Raw genomic sequence first — 309 nt, 5'->3', positions numbered from 1 at the left:
ATTTTTAAATGCAATCATCTCCATCGGCTGTTGATATCCTTTTAATAACGTTAAAATGCGTAAAATAACATAACCTGAGACTTCTATATCAATAACTGGAATAGATGTATGCTCTCTAAGCATGTCTGCGGTTCCACCACGGCTAATAATAAAATCAATCTCTTCATCCTTATAAGTCTCCAACAACAGTAAGCTTTCTGTTATGTCTGCCATATGAATGATAATCTCAAATGAAGCGAGATCACCCTCCATCGCTTTTATCGATTCCATCAAACCTTGATAAGGCGCAATAACCTATACTTTTATCTT

Annotated in this window: 1 protein-coding gene; it reads right to left on the bottom strand. The window is 35.3% G+C overall.

The annotated features are described in order from the left end of the window. Positions 1-270: PrpR N-terminal domain-containing protein (locus PZE06_RS27645; protein WP_275792347.1), on the bottom strand; the 270-nt coding region annotated here is incomplete at its 3' end. Positions 271-309: the final 39 nt, after the last annotated feature.

The sequence above is a fragment of the Robertmurraya sp. DFI.2.37 genome, from assembly GCF_029211245.1.
GTDB classification, from domain to species: domain Bacteria; phylum Bacillota; class Bacilli; order Bacillales; family Cytobacillaceae; genus Robertmurraya; species Robertmurraya methanolica_A.
The sequence above is the reverse complement of the archived record's forward strand: the minus strand, read 5'-3'. Positions and strand labels throughout refer to the sequence as shown.